Source organism: Streptomyces sp. NPDC002032, from assembly GCF_042890765.1.
Classification (GTDB): Bacteria; Actinomycetota; Actinomycetes; order Streptomycetales; family Streptomycetaceae; genus Streptomyces.
This window is the reverse complement of the sequence record NZ_JBIASM010000022.1, coordinates 31,812-47,742: the sequence shown is the minus strand read 5'-3', so window position 1 is coordinate 47,742 and position 15,931 is coordinate 31,812. Positions and strand designations below refer to the sequence as shown.

The window sequence follows — 15,931 nt, the reverse complement described above, 5'->3', positions numbered from 1 at the left end:
CTCACGCCGGCGCCGCCCGCCCTGTGGTGTGCGCCACTCGACCCGCCGCGTCCTCACTTCCCCGTACACGCCGGGTCACGGCCCGTGGTTCTGGTGCCGGAGCCCGTCCGCGCGCCGTCGATACTCGTCTGCGTGAGAACTGCGCCCGCGGAGGAAGTACCCGTGAAGGAGCCCGGACCGCGCCGGGCCGCGCCCGCGCTCGCCGCCTTCGCGGCGGTGCGGCTGCTCGGGCTGGCCGTGCTCGCGGGGTGGAGCGCCGTGGCGGGCAGCAGCCCGTACACGCTGCTGTCGGCCCGCTGGGACTCTCTCTGGTACGCCCGGGTGGCCGCCGGGGGGTACGGGTACGAGGTGGTCCTGCCGGGCGGGGCCGTCCATTCCAGCCTGGCGTTCTTCCCGCTGCTGCCGTGGCTGGAGCGGGTGGTGGCCGCGCCCACCGGGCTCTCCTACGGCGCGGCGGGGCTGGTGGTCTCGGCGGTGGCGGGGACGGCCGCCGCCTGGGGGATCTTCGCCGTCGCGGACCTGCTGTACGGGCGCCGGGCCGGCGTGCTCGCGGCGGCGCTGTGGGCGGCGCTGCCCGTCGGGATCGTCCAGTCGATGGCGTACAGCGAGTCGCTGTTCACCGCGCTGGCCGCCTGGTCCCTGTACGCGGTCCTGCGCGGGCGCTGGCTCACCGCGGGCCTGCTCGCGGCCGGCGCGGGGCTGACCCGCCCGGTCGGAGCGGCGGTGGTCGCGGCGGTGTGGGTGGCCGGGGCACTGGCGTGGCGGCGCGGCGAGCGGTCGTGGCGGATCGCGGCCGGTCTGCTGCTGGCGCCGCTGGGCGCGGCGGCGTACGTGCTGTGGGTCGGGGCGCGGACCGGCGGCGGCCTGCTGGGGTACCTGGACGTGCAGGCGGGCTGGGGCAACGGCTTCGACGGGGGCTGGGCGTTCGCCCGCTTCGTCGGGGCGAAGCTGTCCTCCTTCCCCGCCGTCCTCGCCGGGGCCGCCCTGATCGCCGGGGTGCTGCTGGTGCTGTGGGCGTACCTGCTGTGCGTACGGCGGCGGCAGCCCGCCGCGCTGCTGGTGTACGGCGGCGTCGTGGTGGCCCTCGCCCTGTGCGCCTCGGGCTACTTCGGCTCCAAGCCCCGGCTGCTGCTGCCCGCGTTCCCGCTGCTGCTGCCGGCGGCGGTGGCGCTGGCCCGGTGGCGCCCGCGCCGGGCGGCGGCGCTGCTGGGGGCGCTCGCCCTGGCCTCGGCGGTGTACGGGGCGTTCTGGCTGAACGGCTCCGGACCTCCGTGATCACGGAACGGATCATTCCAATCCATGATTGTGCAAAGGAATTGACCTGCGGCAATAAGTTCACCGTAAGCATGCGGATAATTGCGGGGGCAGCACTCCCGGAGTTGAATCGACGGAGTTCCAACAGACGTCGAAATAGCGGCAATTAAGTTCTGTGTGAGACGCACTCCACATCACATGGTCATCACAAAGCCCGCGATTCGACCGGGCCGCGCTTCGCCGCGCGGTAACGTCGATTGAGTGCGTACCGACCAATTGCTGACCCGTCTGGAGCCGGTGTTCGCCCGGCTGGACAGGGAACCAGAGCGACCGGCTCATCTGCAGACACCGCAGATGAGCCGGCACCGCGTCGTGCTCCTCGCCTCGTTGCTCGCGTGCTACCTCGCGATCGTCGTGGCCGTACTGACGACGTCCTGGCTCGTCCGGCTGGACTGGCAGATCATGTTCTTCCGGCCCTACGAGCAGTGGCCGCAGCTGCACGCCTTCCTCGACTACCTCGTCGTCCTGGGCCAGCGCGGACCCACCGCGGTGATGGTCGCGGCCTGGCTCGGCTGGCGCTCCTGGCGCCAGCACACGCTGCGGCCGCTGATCACCCTCGGCGTGGCGCTGCTGCTGCTGAACATCACGGTCGGCTCCGTGAAGCTCGGCCTGGGCCGGCTCGGCCCGCACTACGCCACCCAGATCGGCTCCGCCGAGCTCTTCGCGGGCGGTGATATATTCCCTTCCGGCCACACCGCCAACGCCGTCGTGACCTGGGGGATCCTGGCCTACCTGGCCTCCACCTCGGTCACCCGCCGGGTGCTGTCCGTCTTCTCCGCCGTCGTCTCGCTGAGCGTCGGCGCGACCACCGTCTACCTCGGCACCCACTGGGTGAGCGACGTCCTGCTCGGCTGGCTCGCCGGACTGCTGATCATGCTGGCGCTGCCCTGGTTCGAGCCGCTGATCGCCCGCGCCGAGGCCTACGTCTTCGAGCTGCGCGAGCTGTGGCGCCGCCGTCTGGAGGAGGGCCGGGTCTCCGAGCCGGTCGCCGCCGCGCTCACCCCGCTGCTGTCCGCCGGCGGGAAGTGGCAGCTGGAGCGCACCGCCGACGCCGAGCGGGAGCCCGTACCGGCGCAGCCCGGGGCAGCCGCCGGGCACGCCCCGGCGCTGCGCTCCGCCACGCACCCGACGGCCCGCCAGCACGTCATCCGCTCCGAGCGCACCCCCGTCACCCCGGCCGGCAGCCGCCGCCCGGCGCACACCGAGCGGGCCGCCACCCGGGGGGCCTCGGCCCGCCCGGCCACCGGCGGCTGACCCCCGCCTCCGCGGGGCCGGTACGCACGCCCCCACCCCGCACCCCGACGGCGGGCCGGTTCCCAGAACCGGCCCGCCGTCGCCGTTCATATGCACGGTCCGTCAGCCCGGGGCCCGGAGGTTCCTCCGTACCGGGTCACGCTTGTGTCACGGGTTGTCGACAGCCGGCCCCTCCCGGGGCATTCGTCCGACGACTGTCCGCATTCCACCGAAGACCGCCCCGAAGACCGCCCCGAATTCCCCCGCCGCATTCCCCCGCCGCCCCTCCGGGAACACCCCGCCCCAATACGCATCCACCCCCGCCATTCCCCCCGGCCCCCCCCCCCCCCCCCCCCCCCCCCCCCCCCCCCCCCCCGGGCCCCCGCCCCCCCCCCCCCCCCCCCCCCCCCCCCCCCCCCCCCCCCCCCCCCCCCCCCCCCCCCCCCACCCCCCCCCCCCCCCCCCACCCCGAACCCCCAGCCCCGCCGGCGTTTGAGGCGCGGGCGCGGAGCGCCGTGCAGTGGGCCGCGCGGGACGCGGCCCCCGGCCCACCCGGGGGCCGGTCCTCCAGCCGCGCGGGCGCCTGAGGCGGGAACGGTGGAAGGGCGGGTAGGGGACGCCACGCGCAGCGGCGCCCCCCGGCCCCGCCCGGCCTCAGCGCCCCGGCACGGCCGGCGCCGGCCCCGCAGACGGCACCCCCGGCCCCGGAACCACCGCCGGAGGCACCACCACCGGAGGCGACACCGGCGGAGCCGCCGTCCTCGGCGGGAGCGCCAGGAACAGCCCCACCCGCAGCCGCTCCGGCCGGTCCCCGATCACCCCCCGGTTCGCCTCGTACAGCGCCCTCCACCCACCCCGAACCCCCCTCTTCCGCGCGATGGCGTCCAGCGTCTCCCCGCCGCGCACCACGTGCGCCCGCCCCGCCAGCCCGTACCGCTTCGCGCACACCGGCCACGCCTCCCACCCCTGCGCGGCGAGCAGCTCCTCCCCCACCCGGATCTGCTGGTCCCGGCTCGCCAGGTCCGCCCGCACCGCGTACGCGAGACCCCCGTACTCCTCCCAGGTCGGCTGCCAGAACTGCAGCCCCCCGTAGAAGCCGTTCCCCGTGTTCACCGCCCAGCGGCCGCCGCTCTCGCAGTCGGCGACGCAGTCCCACGGCCACTGCCCGCCCGGTCCGCAGTCCCCCGCCCCCGCCCCGCGCCCGACGCCGACCCCCGGCGGCCCGGGCGCGGGCGGCGGCGGGACGGCGGCGCCGACGGCGCCGACGGCGCCGACGGCAGCCTCCGCGCGTACGGGTACGGGTACGAGCACCAGCGCGGCAACGGCCACGACCGAAGACGCCAGGCGCCGCAATCGGAGTTCGGGCATCGCGTCACGCTACGCAGCCCCCTCCCGCCGCCCCGCCCGCCACACCGCCCGCCCCCGCGCCCCACCCGGACGGCCGACCGCCACCCCTCCCCCAAACGGCCAGCGACAGCCGCCAACTGCGCACAACCAGCCAACACTTGACACAAAAGCGAAGCGCCGGTCGGCCGGTTCACTCTTCCGGGTGGCCGGTTCGATTCCGTTCCCTCAAACGGCGTGACCCCGGCGACCGCTGCTCCGTTGAGCCCGGCGAGCCGGGAACCCCCCGGCCTCCGCACGAATGAGGAGCCACCCCGTGCCGCGCATGCTCGACGTCAGTCTTGAGGTACGTGAAGAGATCGGTGACGAGGAAGCCGACAGGCTGCTCACCGGCGACGACGCCCCGGGCAGTTACGACTGCACCTCCTGCCGGACCCCCGGCGACCCCGAGACCGACCCCACGAGCACCGTGCTGTTCGTCGGCGACGAGACCGCGGTGCTGGCCTTCGCCCACGCCAGCTGCATCCCCTCCCAGGTCGTCACCGTCTCCGAGGAGCAGCTCCAGGGCGCCGTCCGCAGCATCACCGGCGACAGCCCGGCCCCCGAGGACCGCCTGGCCACCGATGACGACCCGCAGCCCGTCCCCGGCGGCCAGGCGGTCCTCGGCATCACCAGCGGCCTGGTCCTGATCCGCGGCGAGCTGCACCCGGCCCTGGTCGTCGAGCCGACCGGCCCGATCGCCCGCCCCGGAACCACCGGCCCCGGCGACGACTTCCTGCCGCTCCTCATCGAGCAGGGCTTCATCCCGGTCACCGACACCGACGAGGTCCCCTCCGCCCTCGCGGGCTGGTCGGTGCTCCTCGCGGGCGGCCAGCTGCACGCCGTGCTCCAGCCCGGCGCCGAGGGCGGCCCCCAGGTGGCGTGGTGGCAGGCGCACCAGGCGCTCAGCGTCACCGACGGCTGGCGGGCCGCCGTCAACAAGACCCAGCGCGTGCTCATCTACGCGGCCCCGTTCGGCTCCATCGGCCAGCAGCCGCGCGAGGACCTGCTCCGCGACGCCCTGGACAAGGCCGCGAGCAACGGCAAGCTGGTCGCCGCCTCCATGCCGCTGGCCGGTACCCCCGGCGCCTGAGCGCCCCGTCCTTCCTCCCCCCGCAGGAAACGGCCGCCCGCCCCGGGCTCCGGGGCCGTGCGGCATGCGCCGGGGGTGCGCGGTCCGTCCCGCGCACCCCCGGCGATCTGCGTTTTCCGTGCCGTCACCCCGCATCCGCACGGCCCCGGGTTCGTTGGCTGATACGTGCATTCATACGACCCCTCCCGCGCCCCGTCCTATCCGAGCAGCGTCCCCCCGATGCGCCCCGCACGGGACCGGGACATCACACCGGCCGCCTCGCACACCCCGATCTACGACACGCTGTACTCCGAGTACCTGCGCGCCTTCCGGGCCCTGCCGGGCGACCGCAGCGGGGAGGAGGACCTCGGCTTCACGGCGTTCTCGTACGGGTCCTCGTACTCCGGCAGCGGCTACGGCGGGTCCTACGGCAGCGGCTCCTACGCGGGCGGCTGGAACGGTTCCGCGTGGCAGCCGAGCGAGCCCTGGCAGCCCGCCCACGTGCCCGCGCCGGCCCCGCAGCCCTCGTACGCACACGCCGGGACCTCCGGGTCCGGATACGGCGGCGGGCGACAGCACCCGACCGGGATGCAGCACATCCCGGCGGCCCTGCCGCCCGCTCCGCGCCGGGGCTACTGACCCCGGCGGCCGTCCGTCCTGCTACTTCTTCTTCTTGTACTGGGCGCCGCGCTTCTCGCGCACCCGCACCGAGATGTGGATCGGGGTGCCCTCGAAGCCGAACTCCTCGCGCAGGCGGCGCTCGATGAAGCGGCGGTAGCCGTGCTCCAGGAAGCCGGAGGCGAAGAGGACGAACCTCGGCGGCTTGCTGCCCGCCTGGGTACCGAACAGGATGCGGGGCTGCTTGCCGCCGCGGATCGGGTGCGGGTGGGCCGCGACGACCTCGCCGAGGAAGGCGTTCAGACGGCCGGTGGGGACGCGCGTCTCCCAGCCCGCGAGGGCGGTCTCGATCGCCGGGACCAGCTTCTCCATGTGACGGCCGGTCAGCGCGGAGACGTTGACGCGGGGCGCCCAGGCGACCTGCTGCATCTCCGTCTCGATCTCGCGCTCCAGGTAGTAGCGGCGCTCCTCGTCCAGCTCGTCCCACTTGTTGTACGCGATCACGATCGCGCGGCCGGCCTCGACGGCCATGGTGATGATGCGCTGGTCCTGGACGCTGATGTTCTCGGTCGTGTCGATCAGGATGACCGCGACCTCCGCCTTCTCGACGGCGGCGGCCGTGCGCAGCGAGGCGTAGTAGTCGGCGCCCTGCTGGAGGTGCACCTTCTTGCGGATGCCCGCGGTGTCCACGAACTTCCAGGTGACCCCGCCGAGCTCGATCAGCTCGTCGACCGGGTCGCGGGTGGTGCCCGCCATCTCGTTGACGACGACGCGGTCCTCGCGGGCGACCTTGTTCAGCAGGGAGGACTTGCCCACGTTCGGGCGGCCGATCAGCGCGATGCGGCGCGGGCCGCCGGGGGCGGCGCCGCCGAAGGTCTGCTCGGGGGCCTCCGGAAGGGCTTCCAGGACGGCGTCGAGCATGTCGCCCGTACCGCGGCCGTGCAGGGAGGAGACCGGGTGCGGCTGGCCGAGGCCGAGGGACCACAGGGAGGCCGCGTCGGCCTCGCCGCTCTGGCCGTCGACCTTGTTGGCGCAGAGCACGACGGGCTTGCCCGCCCGGCGCAGCAGCTTGACGACGGCCTCGTCGGTGTCGGTGGCGCCGACCTTGGCGTCCACGACGAAGACGACCGCGTCGGCGGCCTCGATGGCGTACTCGGCCTGAGCGGCGACGGAGGCGTCGATGCCGAGGACGTCCTGCTCCCAGCCGCCGGTGTCGACGACCTTGAAGCGGCGCCCGGCCCACTCGGCCTCGTACGTCACGCGGTCTCGGGTGACACCCGGCTTGTCCTCGACGACGGCCTCGCGGCGGCCGATGATGCGGTTCACCAGGGTCGACTTGCCGACGTTCGGGCGGCCCACGACGGCGAGGACCGGCAGCGGGCCGTGGCCCGCCTCCTCGATCGCGCCTTCGACATCCTCGATGTCGAAGCCTTCCTCCGCGGCGAGCTCCATGAACTCCGCGTACTCGGCGTCGCCAAGTGCTCCGTGGTCGTGCTGGTCGTTCATGAAGTCCGTTCCTCGTCGTTCGTGGTGATCGGTGGCACCCGCGCAGCGCGGTTCCACTACTAGGTCAAGTCTCGCTCAGCGCCCGGTGAGGCGCTTGGCGTCGGCCAGGTGGGCGGTCAGCCGTCCCTGGATGCGTTCGGTGGCCTGGTCCAGCGCGGTGCGAGTCCGGCGGCCGGTGCCGTCGCCGGCGTCGAAGGCGGAGCCGAAGACGACGTCGACGCGGCTCCGCAGCGGCGGCAGGCCCCGGACGAGCCGGCCCTCGGCCTCGGTGCTGCCGAGGACCGCGACGGGCACTATCGGGGCGCCGCCGCGGACCGCGAAGTACGCGAGTCCGGCGCGCAGCGAGGCGAAGTCGCCCTCGCCGCGGGTGCCCTCGGGGAAGATCCCGAGCGCGCCGCCCCGCTCCAGCACTCCGAGGGCGCGGGTGATGGCGCCCCGGTCCGTGCCGGTCCGGTCCACCTTCACCTGGCCGATCCCCTCCAGGAAGGGGCCGAGGGGGCCGACGTAGGCCTCCTTCTTGATCAGGAAGTGCAGCGGCCGGGGCGCGGTGCCCATGACCATGGGGCCGTCGATGTTGTGGGAGTGGTTCACGGCCAGGATGACGGGGCCGGTGGCCGGCACCTTCCAGGCGCCCAGCACGCGCGGCTTCCACAGCCCGTACATGAGCCCGATGCCGATGCGCCTGCCGACCGCCGCACCCTTGAGGGAGGGCGTACCGCTCACGGGCGGCCCGCCCGCTTCTCTTCCACCAGGGTGACGACGCACTCGATCACCCGGTCCAGGGTGAGGTCGGTGGTGTCGACCTCGACGGCGTCGGCGGCCTTGGCCAGCGGGGAGGTCTTGCGGCCGGAGTCGGCCGCGTCGCGCTTGATCAGGGCTTCCCTGGTGGCCGCGAGGTCCGAGGCCTCCTTGCCGCGCAGCTCGCCGCTGCGGCGGGCCGCGCGGGCTTCGGCGGAGGCCGTCAGGAAGACCTTGAGGTCGGCGTCCGGCAGGACGGTGGTGCCGATGTCCCGGCCCTCGACCACGATGCCCTCGGCGTCCCGGACCGCCTCGGCGGCGATGGAGCGCTGGAGCTCGGTGATCAGGGCGCGCACCTCGGGGACGGCGCTGACGGCGCTGACCTTGGAGGTGACCTCCTGGGTGCGGATCGGGCCGGAGGCGTCCTGGCCGTCGACGGTGATGGTGGGCGCGGCCGGATCCGTACCGGAGACGATCGCGGGCTTGCCCGCGGCGACGGCGATGGCCTGCGGGTCGTCGGTGTCGACGCCGTTGGTGATCATCCACCAGGTGATGGCCCGGTACTGGGCACCGGTGTCCAGGTAGCGCAGCCCGAGCTTGGCGGCCACGGCCTTGGAGGTGCTGGACTTGCCCGTGCCGGAGGGACCGTCGATGGCGACGGTCACGGCGGACGGAGCGGCGGTTTCCACGGTGCGGGCACCTTCCTGGTTGCACGTACGTGTCCGGGCGCGCCAAGAGCGCCCCTCCCCCAGGTTACCGGGCCCCGGCACCCCTTGGTCCCGCCCGGTCCAGGACCGGTCCGGTCACTGCCGGCGCAGGGACCAGCCGCGCTCGCGCAGCTCGTCGGTCAGGCCCGCGACGGCGCGCGGCTCGACCATCAGCTGGACCAGGCCGGCCTGCTGGCCGGTGGCGTGCTCGATGCGGACGTCCTCGATGTTGACCCCGGCCCGGCCGGCGTCGGCGAAGATCCGGGCCAGCTCGCCCGGCTTGTCGCTGATGAACACCCCGACGGTCTCGTAGGCGGCGGGGGCCGCGCCGTGCTTGCCCGGGACCCGTACCCGGCCCGCGTTGCCGCGCCGCAGGACGTCCTCGATGCCGGCGGCCCCGCCCCGGCGCTTCGCCTCGTCGGCGGACTGGAGTCCGCGCAGGGCCTCGACGGTCTCCTCCAGGTCGGCGGCGATCCCGGAGAGCACGTCGGCCACCGGGCCGGGGTTCGCGGAGAGGATCTCCACCCACATCCGGGGATCGGAGGCCGCGATCCGGGTGACGTCGCGGATGCCCTGCCCGCACAGCCGCACGGCCGTCTCGTCGGCCTCCTCCAGGCGGGCGGCGACCATGCTGGAGACCAGCTGCGGGGTGTGGGAGACCAGGGCGACCGCGCGGTCGTGCGCGTCGGCGTCCATCACCACGGGCACGGCCCGGCACAGGGCGACCAGCTCCAGCGCCAGGTTCAGCACCTCGTGGTCGGTGTCCCGGGTGGGGGTGAGCACCCAGGGGCGGCCCTCGAAGAGGTCGGCGGTGGCGGCCAGCGGGCCGTTGCGCTCCTTGCCGGCCATGGGGTGGGTGCCGATGTACGCGGAGGTGTCCGCGCCCAGCGCCGCCAGTTCCCGGCGGGGGCCGCCCTTGACGCTGGCGACGTCCACGTAGGCGCGGGCCGTCCCGCGGCCGATGGCGTCGGCCAGGGCCCGGGCCACGTGCGCCGGGGGGACCGCGACGATGGCGAGGTCGACCTGGCCCTCGGGGGCCTCGTCGCTGCCGGCCCCGAGGGCGGCGGCCGTACGGGCCTGGGACGAGTCGTGGTCCATGAGGTGGACGGCGACCCCGCGCGCGGTCAGGGCGAGCGCAGCGGAGGTGCCGATCAGTCCGGTTCCGATGACGACGGCGGTTCTCACGGGGGCGCTCCAGGGTGATCGCGTGACGGCGGGCCTGACTCAGGGTAGCCACCGGGGGTGCGGCGAGGGCCCGGCGGCCACCCCGTGGGACGGCCGCCGGGCCCTCGCCGGCGCGCGGAGCGGGGCCCGGAGCGGCGCTCCGAGCCGCGCTCTGGCCGGCGCCGGGAGCTCGTGCTGTGGCCGGCGCTCTGGCCGGCGCCCTAGAGGTTCTGCTGCTTGATGATGTCCTCCAGCGAACCGCTCGGCAGCTGTCCTTCCGGCGACAGCTTGTCGACGGCCGCCGGCAGCGCCTGCGCGATCTGTTCGGCGGCGTGCTCCGGGCTGACGCCGGCCTGCTCGGCGGCCTTGCGGAGGGCCTCGTCCGGCAGGGCCTGGGCGATCTCCGGACCGCTGACGGCCTTGTTGTCGCCGGTGCCGAGCCAGGACTGCGCCTGGTCGGCGAGGCCGGACTTGGTCAGCATGTCCAGCAGCCCGCCCAGCGGGTTGTTCCCGCCGCCCGCGCCCTGGCCGCCCTGGCCGCCCTGGCCGCCGCCCCCGCCGCCGAGGGCCCCGAGCAGCGCGCCGAGGATGTTGCCCGCGCCGCCGCCCTGACCACCGCCCTGGCCGCCGCCGCCGAGCAGACCGCCGAGAAGTCCGCCGAGGTCGTTGTTACCCGCCATGCTCATGCCTTTCGAAGAGGGGCCGGGCCGCACGCCGGCGTCGTGCCCGGCTTCGAGACACGGACAATGTCGCCCGGATCGGGACGGGTCGCCACCCGGCGCGCGTCCTTCGGCGGCTCCTGCGGTAGAACCACCGGCATGATCTTCCATCTCGTCCCGCTCGCCGACTGGAGCGCCGCGCCCGCGCTCCCGTACGCCCCGGCCTCGCTCGCCGCCGAGGGCTTCGTGCACTGTTCGGCGGACCGCCCGACCGCCCTCGCCATCGTGGACGCCCACTACCGGCAGGTGCCCGGCACCCTGCTCGCCGTGGAGCTCGACGAGGCGGCCCTGACCTCCGAGGTGCGCCGGGACGACGGCCCCGACGGCCGCTACCCGCACGTCTTCGGGCCGTTGAACCGGGACGCGGTGGTACGCGTGTGGGAGGTGGTACGCGTCCCGGACGGTCCGGCGGAGCTCACCCCCTGGCAGCCGACGGGGTGAAGCCGAGCCGGGGCCGAAGGTGTGGCGGGCTTCTCCCGGAGCCCGCCACGCGCCAGGATGCTGCTCGCCCTTCCGGCCACCGAACGAGGAGTCCCCCCATGAGCGACCCGAATCCGATGAGCGGCGCCGCCCCGACCGCCCGGCGCACGGTACTGGCGGTCGGTGCGGCCGCCCTGGCCGGCGGCACCCTCGCCGCGTGCGGGGGCGGCGGCGCGGACGCGCCCGCCCGGGAGTCGGGCAGCGCCCCCTCCCCGAAGGTCTCCGGCGAGCCGTCCGGGCAGGCCGCGGGCAAGACCCTCGTCAAGTCCTCCTCGGAGGTACCGGTCGGCGGCGGTGTGATCCTCAAGGACCAGAAGCTGGTGGTGACCCAGCCGACGGCCGGGTCCTTCCGCTGCTTCTCCGCGGTGTGCACGCACCAGGGCTGCCTCGTGAACAAGGTCGCCAACGGCACGATCGACTGCCCCTGCCACGGCAGCACGTTCCAGGTCTCGGACGGCGCCGTGATCAAGGGCCCGGCCACCCGGCCGCTCCCCGAGCAGAAGATCACGGTGGCGCCCGACGGCGCCATCTCGCTCGCCTAGGCGGCCCCTTTCGGAGCTTGTCGGGCCCGGCACGATCCGAAAGGGGTCGCCCAGGACCGTCCCGGCCGCCTACCCTCCCGGGATGGACGACCTGACCCTGGTACGGGAGCACACGATCTACGCCTGCGTCATGGGCTCCCGTGCCTTCGGCCTGGCCACGGAGGCGAGCGACACCGACCGGCGCGGCGTCTTCCTCGCCCCCACCCCGCTGTTCTGGCGGTTCCAGAAGCCGCCGACGCATGTGGAGGGGCCCCGGGACGAGGAGTTCTCCTGGGAGCTGGAACGTTTCTGCGAGCTCGCGCTGCGGGCCAACCCGAACATCCTGGAGTGCCTGCACTCCCCCCTGGTGGAGCACCTCACCCCGGCCGGCGAGGAACTCCTCGCCCTGCGCGGGGCGTTCCTCTCCCGCCGGGCCCACGCCACGTTCACCCGCTACGCGAAGTCCCAGCACGGCAAGCTCCTCGCGGACGTCCGCCTCCACGGCGCCCCGCGCTGGAAGCACGCCATGCACCTGCTGCGGCTGCTGGTCTCCTGCCGCGACCTGCTGCGCACCGGCCGCCTGACGATCGACGCGGGCCCCTACCGCGAGGAGCTCCTCGCGGTCAGGCGCGGCGAGCGGACCTGGGAGGAGGCCGGGGCCTGGATGGCCCGCCTGGAGCGGGAGTGTGACGCCGCCCTCGCGGCCTCCCCCCTCCCCGAGGACCCCGACCACGCCCGCGTGGGCGACCACCTCCACCGCGCCCGCCTCGCCTCGGCCCTGCGGACCGGGCGCGCCGCGTAGGGATCAGGCGTCCCAGAGGGCGCCGAAGTCCAGGAGCTCGGAGCGGTACTCGATGCGGCCCTCCCAGTCGCGCGGCCAGACGTCCGCGCCGAGGTGGGCGCCCGCGAAGGCACCGGCCAGGCAGGCGAGGGAGTCGGAGTCGCCCGCCGTGCAGGCGGCCCGGCGCAGGGCGAGCAGGGGCTCCTCGGGGAACAGCAGGAAGCAGTGCAGGGCGGTGGCCAGCGCCTCCTCCGCGATCCAGCCCTCGCCGGTGGTCAGGCAGGGGTCGGTCTCCGGGGACGGCGTGCGCAGCGCGGCGGCGAGCCGGTCGAGGGCGGTCAGGCACTCGTCCCAGCCCCGGGCGATGTACGACTCCGGACCGGGGTCGTGGGCGGTGCGCCGCCACAGGTCGCCGAGCCAGCGCTCGTGGTAGCGGGTGCGGTTCTCCAGGGCGTACGAGCGCAGCTGCCCGACCAGGCCGGTCACCTCCGTGCCCCGCGCCAGCAGGTGCACGGCCCGCGCGGTGAGGTCCGAGGCGGCGAGCGCGGTGGGGTGGCCGTGGGTGAGGGCCGCCTGGAGCTGGGCGGCGCCCGCCCGCTCCTCCTGCGTCCAGCCGGGGACGAGCCCGACCGGCACCACCCGCATGTTGGCCCCGCAGCCCTTGGAGCCGGTCTGGCTGGCGTCGCGCCAGTCCCGGCCGGGCTCGTCCAGGAGGCGGCAGGCCACCATGCAGGTACGGCCGGGGGCCCGGTTGTTCTCCGGGGAGTGGTACCAGTCGACGAACTCCTCCCGGACCGGCCGGGTGAGCCGCAGCGGGCCGACGGGCCCGCGTGCGGCGGCGGCGCGCATGCCGCGGGCCAGCGCCAGGGTCATCTGGGTGTCGTCGGTGACGACGGCCGGGGCCGGCAGGGCCATCCGCCGCCACGGGCCGGTCTTGGCGAGGATCGACGGCACGTCGTTGAACTCGGTCGGGAAGCCGAGGGCGTCACCCAGCGCCAGGCCGATCAGGGCGCCGGTGGCGGGGCGCTTGCGCGCGGCCGGGCTCTTCGTGGAGCGCGTCGTGGGGCTCGTCGTCATCGGGCCTGACCTTCCGTGGGGCGCAGCAGGGGCGGGTGGAGGACGGTCGCCGGGCCCGCCCGGTACAGCGCGGCGGGTTTGCCGCGGCCGCCGGTCAGCCGGGCGGCCCCGGGGACGGCCTCGACGAAGCCCGGGGTGGCGAGCACTTTGCGGCGGAAGTTGGGGCGGTCCAGGGTGGTGCCCCAGACCGTCTCGTAGACGGCCCGCAGCTCCCCGAGGGTGAACTCGGGCGGGCAGAAGGCGGTGGCGAGGCAGCTGTACTCCAGCTTGGAGCCCACCCGCTCGCGCGCGTCCGCGAGGATCAGCGCGTGGTCGAAGGCCGGCCCGGACACCTCCCCCACCGGCACCCAGCGGGCCCGGTCGGCGTCCCCGCCGCCCCCGGCGGCCGGTTCGGGCATGTCGGGGACGAGTGCGGTGAAGGCCACCGACACCACCCGCATCCGGGGGTCCCGGTCGGGTTCGCTGTAGGTGCGCAGTTGTTCCAGGTGGAGGGCCTCGACCAGGGAGGGCGCCAGGCCCGTCTCCTCGGCCAGTTCCCGGCGGGCGGCGGTCTCGGCGGACTCCCGGGGCAGCACGAACCCGCCGGGCAGCGCCCAGGCACCGGCGTACGGTTCCTGGCCGCGCCGGATCAGCAGGACGTGCAGTACGCCGCCGCGCACGGTGAGGACGGCGAGGTCCACGGTCACCGCGAACGGCTCGAAGGCCCGGGGGTCATACCCCCCGGCCCCGCCGGGCCCGGGGCGGGCAGTGCCCGCCGCGCCGGCGTTCACCGTCGCTCCGGGAGGGGGGCCGCGAACCGCCAGCCCTCTTCCAGCAGGGCGTCGACCGCCGCCACGGCCTTCTCCAGCCGGGTGCGCCGGTCCCCGCTCACGAGCAGGAAACGCCGTCCGGTGCGCGTCAGTTCCCGCCGGAAGCGGGCCGTCATCCACGGCCGCAGCTGCGGCTGGTCGCGCAGCCCGTCGTCCTCGAAGGGCACCCCGGCGTCGTCGGTCAGCAGGTAGAGGTGGCGCCGGGTCCGGTCGGCGATCTTCTCGACCTCCCGGTTGCGGCCGCCCGTGTACCGCGCGTGCCAGATGCCGGTCGCGAAGGAGTCGGTGTCGCAGAACAGCACCGGCGAGCCCAGCCGCGCGGCCCGCTCCTCCGCCGCGTCCTGGCGGCGGGCGATCACCGGGAACTCCCGCGAGGTGAAGGCCACGTCCGTCCAGGACGCCGACGGATCGGCCGCCCGGGCCGCCGCGAGCTTCTCCTGGCTGTACTCGCGCCCGTACTCGGCGACCCAGCCGGTCTTCGCCCACACCCCGCCGCGCCGCCGGTAGTGCGCGGCCAGCTCCCGCGAGAGCGTGGTGGTCCCGGTGGACTCGGCGCCGAGCACGACGACCCGCCGGGTCAGCGCGGCCCGTACGCCCGGCCCGAGGAACTCCCAGCAGGCCGCCGGGTCGGCGCGCACGGCCGTCCCCGACACCGGGAAGAGGCTGCGCGCCGGGTCCACGCAGACCTCCTCGGCGCCGAACCGCCGCGCGAGCTCGCTCCCGTAGGCCTCGGAGGTGAACACGGCGTCCACGGGGCGGCCCACCGCGCCGCGGAAGATCGTCATGTGCGCCTCCCACACCGCCGGGTCGTGCAGGTCGACGGGGATGTCGTCGACCGCCCCGACCACCCGCGCCCCGGGGTGCTCCTCGCGCATCCAGGCCACCCGGTCGGCGAGCGGCACCGACTCCACCGAGGCGGCGCACACCAGGACGGTGAGCCGTTCGCACTGGTCCTGGGCGGTGCGCACCAGGTGGTGGTGGCCGGCGTGCGGCGGGTAGAACTTGCCGAGCACCAGCCCGTGGCGGTACCGCTTCCGCCGGGCCGCGGTCCTGTCCGCGCTCATGCCGTCGCCCCCGCGGCCGTACGGGCGTCCGCCACCGGCAGGGTGCGCCGCCAGCCGATGAGGCCGGCGACGCAGAGGGCGAGGAAGGCGACGTACAGGACCGAGGTCAGGTACAGGCCCTTGTAGAGGTAGAGCGGGACGTACACCAGGTCGGCGGCGATCCACAGCCACCAGGACTCCAGGAGCTTGCGGCACTGCCCGTAGGTGGCCATCAGCGAGAGCCCGGTGGTGAGCGCGTCCCAGAAGGGGACGGTGGAGTCGCTGACCGCGCCGAGCAGCAGGGTCAGCCCGGCGACCCCCACCGCCCCCGCCGCGAGCAGCCAGGCCCATTCGGCGGCCGTGGTGCGGCGCACCGGCAGGGCCGTGGCGGTTCCTGGTCCACCCCCGTGGGTCCAGGACCACCAGCCGTACGCGGCGAGGGCGATGAAGACGATCTGCAGCCCGGCGTCGGCGTAGAGCCCCGCCCGGGCGAACAGGACGATGAAGAAGACGTTGTTGGCGATGCCGACCGGCCAGTTGGCGAGGTGCTGCCGCGCCACCAGGACGACGCAGACGGCGCCGGTGACGAAGCCGAGCACCTCGGTCCAGCTCGTACTCCACCCCATGGCGGTTGCCCCCGTTCCCTTAATGGTCACTCTGACTATAAACAGGGAAGGGGGCGCCCGACAAGCGGGAAACCGGGCCGGAAACGGCGGAAGCCCGCGACGCCTCGGGGGCGTCGCGGGCTTCCGGTGCACCCCGTGGG

Annotated in this window: 17 protein-coding genes; 7 read left to right on the top strand and 10 right to left on the bottom strand. The window is 75.0% G+C overall.

The features are described 5' to 3' along the window. The first annotated feature begins 132 nt into the window (after positions 1-132). Together ACFYYT_RS32865 and ACFYYT_RS32860 are read left to right on the top strand one after the other, a co-directional pair. A complete protein-coding gene (locus tag ACFYYT_RS32865; RefSeq protein WP_388610278.1) occupies positions 133-1,275 on the top strand; it encodes a hypothetical protein in 1,143 nt (380 codons plus the stop codon). A gap of 240 nt (positions 1,276-1,515) precedes the next feature. After that, the gene (locus ACFYYT_RS32860) at positions 1,516-2,568 is read left to right on the top strand and encodes a phosphatase PAP2 family protein (RefSeq protein ID WP_351825934.1); all 1,053 of its coding nucleotides are present in this window, start codon (positions 1,516-1,518) and stop codon (positions 2,566-2,568) included. A gap of 633 nt (positions 2,569-3,201) precedes the next feature. On the opposite strand, the gene ACFYYT_RS32855 is transcribed toward ACFYYT_RS32860, so the two are convergent. Then, complete coding sequence (locus ACFYYT_RS32855) at positions 3,202-3,915, bottom strand: transglycosylase family protein (protein ID WP_388610275.1); 714 nt, start codon at positions 3,913-3,915, stop codon at positions 3,202-3,204. A gap of 292 nt (positions 3,916-4,207) precedes the next feature. Here ACFYYT_RS32855 and ACFYYT_RS32850 point away from each other — a divergent pair, with 292 nt between their 5' ends. Further along, positions 4,208-5,023, top strand: coding sequence for a hypothetical protein (locus tag ACFYYT_RS32850; RefSeq protein WP_351830179.1), 816 nt, complete (start codon positions 4,208-4,210; stop codon positions 5,021-5,023). Positions 5,024-5,188: 165 nt separating this feature from the next. After that, a complete protein-coding gene (locus ACFYYT_RS32845; protein ID WP_385323606.1) occupies positions 5,189-5,641 on the top strand; it encodes a hypothetical protein in 453 nt (150 codons plus the stop codon). Between the two features lie 21 nt (positions 5,642-5,662). On the opposite strand, the gene der is transcribed toward ACFYYT_RS32845, so the two are convergent. The 5 genes from der to ACFYYT_RS32820 form a co-directional block, all read right to left on the bottom strand. Continuing rightward, positions 5,663-7,126, bottom strand: a complete 1,464-nt coding sequence (gene der / locus ACFYYT_RS32840) for a ribosome biogenesis GTPase Der (RefSeq protein ID WP_351830174.1) — start codon at positions 7,124-7,126, stop codon at positions 5,663-5,665. Between the two features lie 75 nt (positions 7,127-7,201). Further along, positions 7,202-7,789 carry a lysophospholipid acyltransferase family protein gene (locus ACFYYT_RS32835; protein WP_351830182.1) on the bottom strand — a complete coding sequence of 196 codons (588 nt, stop codon included), beginning with the start codon at positions 7,787-7,789 and terminating at the stop codon, positions 7,202-7,204. Between the two features lie 56 nt (positions 7,790-7,845). Continuing rightward, entirely contained in the window at positions 7,846-8,553 is a 708-nt protein-coding gene (gene cmk, locus ACFYYT_RS32830) for a (d)CMP kinase (protein WP_351830173.1), read from the bottom strand. Between the two features lie 114 nt (positions 8,554-8,667). Further along, positions 8,668-9,756, bottom strand: coding sequence for a prephenate dehydrogenase (locus ACFYYT_RS32825; protein WP_351830172.1), 1,089 nt, complete (start codon positions 9,754-9,756; stop codon positions 8,668-8,670). Between the two features lie 200 nt (positions 9,757-9,956). Continuing rightward, a complete protein-coding gene (locus ACFYYT_RS32820; protein ID WP_351830170.1) occupies positions 9,957-10,415 on the bottom strand; it encodes a YidB family protein in 459 nt (152 codons plus the stop codon). A gap of 138 nt (positions 10,416-10,553) precedes the next feature. Between ACFYYT_RS32820 and ACFYYT_RS32815 the strand changes: the two genes are divergently transcribed. From ACFYYT_RS32815 to ACFYYT_RS32805, 3 genes are all read left to right on the top strand, one after another. Then, positions 10,554-10,895 carry a DUF952 domain-containing protein gene (locus tag ACFYYT_RS32815; RefSeq protein ID WP_351830168.1) on the top strand — a complete coding sequence of 114 codons (342 nt, stop codon included), beginning with the start codon at positions 10,554-10,556 and terminating at the stop codon, positions 10,893-10,895. A gap of 98 nt (positions 10,896-10,993) precedes the next feature. Further along, positions 10,994-11,476, top strand: a complete 483-nt coding sequence (locus ACFYYT_RS32810) for a Rieske (2Fe-2S) protein (RefSeq protein WP_351830165.1) — start codon at positions 10,994-10,996, stop codon at positions 11,474-11,476. Positions 11,477-11,558: 82 nt separating this feature from the next. Next, a complete protein-coding gene (locus ACFYYT_RS32805; RefSeq protein ID WP_351830164.1) occupies positions 11,559-12,257 on the top strand; it encodes a DNA polymerase beta superfamily protein in 699 nt (232 codons plus the stop codon). Positions 12,258-12,260: 3 nt separating this feature from the next. Here ACFYYT_RS32805 and ACFYYT_RS32800 read toward each other — a convergent pair whose 3' ends face one another. Genes ACFYYT_RS32800 through pnuC form a run of 4 tightly spaced genes read right to left on the bottom strand, consistent with a single transcriptional unit; the run spans position 12,261 to position 15,791 of the window. After that, the gene (locus ACFYYT_RS32800; protein WP_351830161.1) at positions 12,261-13,313 is read right to left on the bottom strand and encodes an ADP-ribosylglycohydrolase family protein; all 1,053 of its coding nucleotides are present in this window, start codon (positions 13,311-13,313) and stop codon (positions 12,261-12,263) included. Beyond that, positions 13,310-14,083: an NUDIX domain-containing protein gene (locus ACFYYT_RS32795; RefSeq protein ID WP_351830158.1), complete on the bottom strand. Its 774-nt coding sequence runs from the start codon at positions 14,081-14,083 to the stop codon at positions 13,310-13,312. The genes ACFYYT_RS32800 and ACFYYT_RS32795 overlap by 4 nt, the downstream gene beginning before the upstream one ends. Further along, a complete protein-coding gene (locus ACFYYT_RS32790; protein WP_351830155.1) occupies positions 14,080-15,186 on the bottom strand; it encodes an AAA family ATPase in 1,107 nt (368 codons plus the stop codon). The genes ACFYYT_RS32795 and ACFYYT_RS32790 overlap by 4 nt, the downstream gene beginning before the upstream one ends. Next, positions 15,183-15,791, bottom strand: coding sequence for a nicotinamide riboside transporter PnuC (gene pnuC, locus ACFYYT_RS32785; protein ID WP_351830153.1), 609 nt, complete (start codon positions 15,789-15,791; stop codon positions 15,183-15,185). Before pnuC ends, ACFYYT_RS32790 begins: the two co-directional genes overlap by 4 nt. Positions 15,792-15,931 lie beyond the last annotated feature (140 nt).

Excerpts from the sequence above, each read along its gene's own strand:
- ACFYYT_RS32855 (WP_388610275.1), bottom strand. The coding sequence starts at position 3,915 with ATGCCCGAACTCCGATTGCGGCGCCTGGCGTCTTCGGTCGTGGCCGTT.
- der (WP_351830174.1), bottom strand. The coding sequence starts at position 7,126 with ATGAACGACCAGCACGACCACGGAGCACTTGGCGACGCCGAGTACGCG.
- ACFYYT_RS32835 (WP_351830182.1), bottom strand. The coding sequence starts at position 7,789 with ATGTACGGGCTGTGGAAGCCGCGCGTGCTGGGCGCCTGGAAGGTGCCG.
- ACFYYT_RS32820 (WP_351830170.1), bottom strand. The coding sequence starts at position 10,415 with ATGGCGGGTAACAACGACCTCGGCGGACTTCTCGGCGGTCTGCTCGGC.
- ACFYYT_RS32815 (WP_351830168.1), top strand. The coding sequence starts at position 10,554 with ATGATCTTCCATCTCGTCCCGCTCGCCGACTGGAGCGCCGCGCCCGCG.
- ACFYYT_RS32810 (WP_351830165.1), top strand. The coding sequence starts at position 10,994 with ATGAGCGACCCGAATCCGATGAGCGGCGCCGCCCCGACCGCCCGGCGC.
- ACFYYT_RS32805 (WP_351830164.1), top strand. The coding sequence starts at position 11,559 with ATGGACGACCTGACCCTGGTACGGGAGCACACGATCTACGCCTGCGTC.
- ACFYYT_RS32800 (WP_351830161.1), bottom strand. The coding sequence starts at position 13,313 with ATGACGACGAGCCCCACGACGCGCTCCACGAAGAGCCCGGCCGCGCGC.
- ACFYYT_RS32790 (WP_351830155.1), bottom strand. The coding sequence starts at position 15,186 with ATGAGCGCGGACAGGACCGCGGCCCGGCGGAAGCGGTACCGCCACGGG.
- pnuC (WP_351830153.1), bottom strand. The coding sequence starts at position 15,791 with ATGGGGTGGAGTACGAGCTGGACCGAGGTGCTCGGCTTCGTCACCGGC.